The 6,558-nt window shown below is 66.3% G+C and carries 7 protein-coding genes; 4 read left to right on the forward strand and 3 right to left on the reverse strand.

Features of this window, described 5'->3' with window-relative positions; translation table 11 throughout:
- Positions 1–32: 32 nt before the first annotated feature.
- Positions 33–1,505, reverse strand: coding sequence for a class I SAM-dependent DNA methyltransferase (locus FHR94_RS19200; protein WP_183328344.1), 1,473 nt, complete (start codon positions 1,503–1,505; stop codon positions 33–35).
- 254 nt (positions 1,506–1,759) lie between these two features.
- Here FHR94_RS19200 and FHR94_RS19205 point away from each other — a divergent pair, with 254 nt between their 5' ends.
- Positions 1,760–2,335: a putative antibiotic biosynthesis monooxygenase gene (locus FHR94_RS19205; protein ID WP_183328346.1), complete on the forward strand. Its 576-nt coding sequence runs from the start codon at positions 1,760–1,762 to the stop codon at positions 2,333–2,335.
- Positions 2,336–2,444: 109 nt separating this feature from the next.
- On the opposite strand, the gene FHR94_RS19210 is transcribed toward FHR94_RS19205, so the two are convergent.
- Positions 2,445–3,323 (reverse strand): alpha/beta fold hydrolase, encoded by an 879-nt coding sequence (locus FHR94_RS19210; RefSeq protein ID WP_183328348.1) that lies wholly within the window; start codon positions 3,321–3,323, stop codon positions 2,445–2,447.
- Positions 3,324–3,351: 28 nt separating this feature from the next.
- Positions 3,352–3,711: a DUF1428 domain-containing protein gene (locus FHR94_RS19215; protein ID WP_183328350.1), complete on the reverse strand. Its 360-nt coding sequence runs from the start codon at positions 3,709–3,711 to the stop codon at positions 3,352–3,354.
- A gap of 175 nt (positions 3,712–3,886) precedes the next feature.
- On the opposite strand from FHR94_RS19215, the gene argE reads away from it, so the two are divergent.
- The 3 genes from argE (at position 3,887) to FHR94_RS19230 (ending at position 6,557) form a co-directional block, all read left to right on the forward strand.
- Positions 3,887–5,041 carry an acetylornithine deacetylase gene (argE, locus tag FHR94_RS19220; RefSeq protein ID WP_183328352.1) on the forward strand — a complete coding sequence of 385 codons (1,155 nt, stop codon included), beginning with the start codon at positions 3,887–3,889 and terminating at the stop codon, positions 5,039–5,041.
- A 1-nt stretch (position 5,042) separates the two neighbouring features.
- Complete coding sequence (locus tag FHR94_RS19225) at positions 5,043–5,771, forward strand: glutamine amidotransferase (protein WP_183328354.1); 729 nt, start codon at positions 5,043–5,045, stop codon at positions 5,769–5,771.
- Between the two features lie 174 nt (positions 5,772–5,945).
- Positions 5,946–6,557, forward strand: a complete 612-nt coding sequence (locus FHR94_RS19230; RefSeq protein ID WP_183328356.1) for a GNAT family N-acetyltransferase — start codon at positions 5,946–5,948, stop codon at positions 6,555–6,557.
- The last annotated feature ends 1 nt before the right edge of the window (position 6,558 follow it).

A 6,558-nucleotide genomic window follows, 5' to 3' on the forward strand; every position in this document is an offset into this window, starting at 1 on the left:
ATCACCCAAGCGTACTGCCTTCCACCCTTCCTTCATAACATCCCCCGAATCCCTTCCAGGATCTCCTCGGCCTCGCGGTCCAGCGTCTCGATCTCGTTGATGATCACTTCTGGGGCGCGAAGGGGCGCTTCTTCTGCCCGGTTGGGGTTCTTCACCGAGAGATCGAAGGTCTCGCGGTCCAGGTCGTTGACGCTGACGCGCCAGGAGTTGTCGGAGTCGGCGAAGGTGGCCTGGAGCGTCACGAACTCGGCCAGGTCCTCGTCGTTGAGGGGGTTGGTCTTGCCCAGGCTGCGGCCAGGGTCGAGCTGGTAGTACCAGATATCGCGGGTGGGGGCGCCCTTGTCGAAGAACAGCACCACCGTCTTCACGCCGGCGCCGAGGAAGGTGCCGCCGGGGCAATCGAGGATGGTGTGCAGGTTGCAACTCTCCAGCAACTCCTGTCGCAGCGCCTTCGAGGCATTGTCGGCGTTGGAGAGGAAGGTGTTCTTGATCACCACCGCGGCACGGCCGCCGGCCTTCAAGCGCTTGATGAAGTGCTGCAGGAATAGGAAGGCCGTCTCGCCGGTCTTGATCGGGAAGTTCTGCTGGACCTCCTTGCGCTCCTTGCCGCCGAAGGGCGGGTTGGCAAGGATCACGTCGAAGCGGTCCTTCTCCTGCAGGTCGGCGAGATTCTCGGTCAGGGTGTTGGTGTGCACCAGGTTGGGCGCCTCGATGCCATGCAGGATCATGTTCATGATACCGATGACATAGGGGAGGCTCTTCTTCTCCTTGCCGAAGAAGGTGTGGTTCTGCAGGGTGTCGAGCTGCTCGGTGGTGAGCCGGCGCGGCTCGTCGCTTTTGACGCCATAGCGCAGGTGGTCGTGGGCCTCGCAGAGGAAGCCCGCCGACCCCGCCGCGCCGTCGTAGAGGCGCTCGCCGATCCTGGGGTCGATCACCCGGATCATGGCGCGGATCAGCGGGCGCGGGGTGTAGTACTCACCGCCGTTGCGCCCGGCGTTGCCCATGTTGCGGATCTTGGCCTCGTAGAGGTGCGAGAGTTCGTGCTTCTCGGCCTGGGAGCGGAACTGCAGGCTGTCGACCAGCTCCAGAGCATCGCGCAGGCTGTAGCCGCTCTGGAACTTGTTGCGCACCTCGCCGAAGATCTCGCCGATCTTGTACTCGATGGTATCCGGCCCGCTGGCGCGCTCGCGGAAGCCCTGCAGGTAGGGGAAGAGCTCACGGTTGACGAAGTCCAGCAGGTCGTCGCCGGTCAAGGCGCGGTTGCGATCCAGGTTGCCGTCCCGATCACGCGGCGCCGCCCAGCTCGACCACTGGTAGGGCGTGGCGATGATGAAGTCGAAGGGATTGCCGGACAGGGTGGCGTTGATGGCACGCCGCTGCTCCAGGTCGTCCAGGTACTTGAGGAACAGCAGCCAGGAGGTCTGTTCGGTGTAGTCCAGCTCGGTGGCGCAGCCGGCCTCTTTCCACAGCACATCGTCGATGTTCTTGAAGGTCTGCTCGAACATGAGGTTCGCGGGTCCTTGCGATGAGAATCGTGGGGGCAATGCTACGCCGCGGCGTCGGGAGGCGCCAATCGCCGATGGCGGCCCGTCCACGCCACAGACAGGCCAAAGCACTGCTTTCGTGAAGAAAACCAGGGCAGACCACTATGTCTCTAGGGGAATCTGGTATACTCCTTGCCCGTTGATTTACGCGGGCCTACCCGGCCCGAGTGAAGTCGGTGCCCTACCCGGGCGCCGAACGAATGAGGAGACACACGATGTTATCCGATCCGGTCACCCTGATGGTGGCGCGCCGCGTGGCTTGCGGGCGCTATCGCGACTTTACCGCCTGGCTGGAGGAGGGCCGTGAGCTGGCCTGCGACTTCGCCGGCTACCTGGGCTCCGGTGTGCTGGCCCCGCCACCCGGCGACGACGAGTACCAGATCATCTTCCGCTTCCGCGACGCCGAGACCCTGGCGGCCTGGGAGCATTCCGCCTCGCGCCGGGCCTGGCTGGCCCGCGGCGAGGGGCTTTTCGAAGCACCCCATGAGCACCGCGCCACCGGGCTCGACGGCTGGTTCCAGAACGCCACCGGCCGCACACCGCCGCGCTGGAAGCAGGCTATCGCCATCTGGCTGGCCTTCTTCCCGGTGTCGCTGGCATTCCAGTGGTTATTCGGCGATCTTCTTGTGCACTTTCCGCTGGTGCCCAAGGTGCTGTTCAGTACCCTGGCGCTGACCCCGGTGATGGTGTTCCTCTTCATCCCGCTCTCCATGCGCCTGCTCGGACCCTGGCTACGCGGCGAGGCCTCGCCGCTGGCGCTGCTCGGCCGTCTGCACCAGCGCCGGGTATGAGGTGGTTCCAGGCCCCGCTGGGGATACCAAGGAATGCCGGGCGGCTGCCGTTTGGGGATGGCCGGCCTTCCCCGCAACCGGGGGCTCTCGAAGTAGGTTCCGGGAGTCGTTAGGCTCGCTCGGTCGCTGCCAGAAATGTCTCCAGCGCTTCGACCAGCTCGTCAGGCGCCTCCTCCGGCACGAAATGGCCTACCGAATCGAGACGCACGGACCGCGCTTCCGGGAAGGCCTGCTCCCAGCGCTTCAGCTCCGTGGCACGGAACGCCATGTCCTTCATGCCCCAGACGAGCAGCGTGGGCTTGCCGTTCAGCCGCGACATGTCTCGCCAGAGCCGCGCCAGCCAAGGCGTCGAGGCGAGGATCTGCTTGGGAAAGACCAGGCAGCCCGTCCGCTCGGCCGGTGTCGCCAGGGGGTGCAGGTAGTGCCGGTGGGTGCTCGCGCTGAGCTTGCGACGGTCGGCGAAGGCCAGAGGCAGCAATAGGCGCGCAAAGACGTTGTAGCGGCGAATGAGCCATCGGCCCACCGGCCCGCCCATGACACCACTGAACGCGACAAAGCGGACATCGCGATTCACCGGCCAGGTCCAGGTATTCATGAGGACGAGGCGGGCAATCCTGTCAGGCCGTGCCACCGCGCAGGAGAGGCCGATTGGTCCGCCCCAGTCCTGCAAGACCAGCGTGATGTCACCGAGCTCCAGGTCATCGATCAGCGCGGCCAGGTTCCTGGCGTGGTCCTCGGGCAGGTAGCTCCACTCCTTGGGCTTGTCCGAGAGGCCGAAGCCGAGGTGGTCCACGGCGATGCACCGATACGTCGAGCGAAAACGCTTGATGAGATCACGGTACAGGAAGGACCAGGTGGGGTTGCCGTGGACCATGAGAATAGGACTGCCCGCCCCTTCATCGACATAGTGGAGCCGGCCGGCGGGTACCCGGAAGTAGCGTGAGGCGAAAGGATACGCCTCCCAATCGATCCAGCTGAGATCGTTCATGCGCTCCCTCGGTCAAGCGCCCCGCCACTCACAGCCGGATGCGCTCCATGAAGCCGCCCCAGAACAGGCGCTTGGCGTCGAAGGGCAGCCTGGCGTGGTTCATCATGTCGGCGAGGCGCGGGTCGTTCATCACCTGCTCGAGGATGCGGTTGCGCTCCTCGCGGGAAACGTAGCGCACCCAGGCGAAGATCACTGTCTCGCCAGCCTGCATCCGGACGCTCTGGGGGAAGGAGGTGTGCTCGCCAGGGCGGATGTCATCGCCCACACATTCTACGTATTCCAGGGCCCCATACTCCTTCCAGATCTCGCCGGCGCGCCGGGCCAGGCGTAGGTAGTCGTCCAGCCGGCCGAGCGGTACGGGCAGCACGAAGGCATCGACGTAACTCATCACAACTTCCTCCTGCGTGGAGGCAAGGGTTGAAGGTGTTATCACAGCATAGCCGTTGCCAGGTAGACCCTGGGGGCAGGATCTTGAACCCGGGGCGAGGCGGCGAGTTCCTGCCCTGCTCACGCTCCACGGGCCGGCATGTTAGGGTTGTCCTAGAAACCGAGTGAGGATCCCCATGACCACCGCCGAGATACTGGAACGCCTGGTGGGCTTCGCCACCGTGTCCCGTGACTCCAATCTGGCCTTGATCGAGTGGATCGAGGCCTGGCTCGACGACCACGGTGTCGAGCACTGGCGCATCGAGAGCGACGACGGCCGCAAGGCCAACCTGCTGGCGCGCCTCGGGCCGTCGGTCGAGGGCGGTGTGGTGCTTTCCGGCCACACCGACGTGGTGCCGGTGGACGGCCAGCCCTGGTCCACCGACCCCTTCACCCTGACCGACAAGGGCGACGGTCGGCTCTACGGACGGGGCACCTGCGACATGAAGGCCTTCATCGCCTGCGCCTTGGCCGAGGTGCCACGCTGGGTCGAGCAGGACCTCACGCGGCCGATCTGGCTGGCCTTCTCCTACGATGAAGAGGTGGGCTGCATCGGCGCGCCACGCATGATCGAGCGGCTGATGGCTGACCACCCGCGTCCTGCCGCGGTGATCGTCGGCGAGCCGACGATGATGCACCCGGTGGTGGCCCACAAGGGCGCCACCAACCTGCGCACCACGGTGACCGGCCGGGCGTCCCACTCCAGCCAGGTCGACCAGGGCGTCTCGGCGATCCACGTCGCCGCCCGCCTGGTCACGCGGATCGAGGATGTGATGGCCGAGCTCAAGGCCGAGGGCCGCGTCGACGAGGCCTTCAATGTGGTGCACTCCAGCCTACACGTGGGCAAGATCGCCGGGGGCACGGCGATCAACATCATGGCCCGGGAGTGCACCTTCGAGTGGGAGATCCGCCACCTGCCCAGCGACCGCTTCGAGGACCTGATCGGTCGGGTCGAGGCCATCGCCGAGGAGCTTCAGGCCGAGATGCGCCGCCGTGCCCCAGAGGCGTCCATCGTCACCGAGGCCCTGAACACCACGGTGCCGGCCCTCGCTGACGACAACAATGCCGAGGTGCTTACCCTGTGCCGGGACCTCATCGGCGAGGTACCGACCGGCGCGGTGGCCTATGCCACCGAGGCCGGCCAGTTCCAGCGCCAGGGGTTGCCCACGGTGATCTGCGGCCCCGGCAGCATCGCGCAGGCCCACCAGCCCGATGAGTACCTGGCCATCGAGCAGCTCGGGGCCGGCTCCCGCTTCATGACGGCGCTGGGTGAGCGCCTGGGGAGGCCCTGAGATGCCGCGACTGCTGATCGTCAAGACCGGCGATGCCTTCCCCGAGGTGGTGCAGGAACATGGCGACTTCGAGGCGCTGTTCCAGCAGGTGCTGACCCGCGCCGGCTTCGAGGCTGCGGTGTTCGATGCCCGTCACGAGCCGCTGCCCGACCTGGCCGACATCGACGGTCTCACCATCACCGGCTCCCACGCCATGGTCAGCGACGCCGAGCCGTGGAGCGAGGCGCTCAAGCCCTGGCTCCGCGAGGCACTGGCCCGCGACTTGCCCCTGCTCGGCGTCTGCTACGGGCACCAGCTGATGGCCGCGGCCTTCGACGGCGAGAGCGGCTACCATCCGGCCGGCCGGGAATCCGGCACCCACGCCATCATCCTCACCGAGGCGGGGCGGACCGATCCCCTGCTCGGCCAGTTGCCGACGGCGTTCCGAGCCCATCTCACCCATGCCCAGTCGGTCCTCGAGCTCCCGCCGAACGCCAGCGTGCTGGCCCGCAACGCCCACGACCCCTTCCAGGCCCTACGTTACGGCCCGCGCCAATGGAGCGTGCAGTTCCATCCCGAGTTTACCGCACCGGTGATGCGTGCCTACCTCGCCCGCCAGGTCGACAAGTTGCGCGACCAGGGCCAGGACGTGCCAGCGCTGATCGAGGGGGTCACCGACACGCCCGAGGCGAGCTCGCTGCTGTGTCGGTTCGCAGCGCTGGTGAACGTCCCGAGGGGTGCCAGCGGTTAGGCGGCTGATCGATTGATCCGCTTGGCCGCCTCAGTCCGGTGATTCGGCGCGAGATCCCGCCTTTCCGTCTGGACGTGGTCGAGATCGACATCACAGCGGTCGCGCCCAGGATTGGTCGCCCCGCTAACGGCTGCTAGGATGCCGCCGATACCGGCCGCGAGCGGAGACGACAGCATGCCAGAGATCACCGTGACCACTTGCCAGGGACGGGCCATCGCGCCGCACCTCGAGGCTCTGGCTCACTTGCGCATCCGGGTGTTTCGTGACTTTCCCTACCTCTATGACGGCGACCTCGCCTACGAGGCTGACTATCTGCGCCGCTATGCCGAGTGCCCGGATAGCCTGTTCGTGCTAGCCTTCGACGGCGAGGCCCTGGTCGGAGCGGCCACCGGCATGCCGCTGGCGGCCGAGGTCGAGGCGTTTCGCCATCCCTTCGAGCAGGCCGGCTACCCTATCGATAGCGTCTTCTATTACGGCGAGTCGGTGCTGCTGCCCAAGTACCGCGGTCGGGGCATCGGCAAGGCCTTCATGGTCGAGCGCGAATCCCATGCCAAGAAGGCGGGCTTTTCCACCGTAGCCTTCTGTGCGGTGGAACGCCCCGACGACCATCCGGCCAGGCCAGCCGACTATCAGCCGTTGCACGGCTTCTGGCATAGCCGCGGCTATCGCCGCGTGCCCGAGCTGGCCACCACCTTTCCCTGGCGGGACATCGGTGACCACGAGGAGACCGACAAGCCCCTGGTGTTCTGGCTCAAGGAGCTAGACGGGTCAACTACCTCTCCCTGAA

Origin of the sequence: Halomonas cerina (assembly GCF_014192215.1) — a bacterium.
Classification (GTDB): Bacteria; Pseudomonadota; Gammaproteobacteria; order Pseudomonadales; family Halomonadaceae; genus Halomonas; species Halomonas cerina.

Coding starts and splice junctions, on each gene's coding strand:
- FHR94_RS19200 (WP_183328344.1), bottom strand. CDS start 1,505: ATGTTCGAGCAGACCTTCAAGAACATCGACGATGTGCTGTGGAAAGAG.
- FHR94_RS19205 (WP_183328346.1), top strand. CDS start 1,760: ATGTTATCCGATCCGGTCACCCTGATGGTGGCGCGCCGCGTGGCTTGC.
- FHR94_RS19210 (WP_183328348.1), bottom strand. CDS start 3,323: ATGAACGATCTCAGCTGGATCGATTGGGAGGCGTATCCTTTCGCCTCA.
- FHR94_RS19215 (WP_183328350.1), bottom strand. CDS start 3,711: ATGAGTTACGTCGATGCCTTCGTGCTGCCCGTACCGCTCGGCCGGCTG.
- argE (WP_183328352.1), top strand. CDS start 3,887: ATGACCACCGCCGAGATACTGGAACGCCTGGTGGGCTTCGCCACCGTG.
- FHR94_RS19225 (WP_183328354.1), top strand. CDS start 5,043: ATGCCGCGACTGCTGATCGTCAAGACCGGCGATGCCTTCCCCGAGGTG.
- FHR94_RS19230 (WP_183328356.1), top strand. CDS start 5,946: ATGCCAGAGATCACCGTGACCACTTGCCAGGGACGGGCCATCGCGCCG.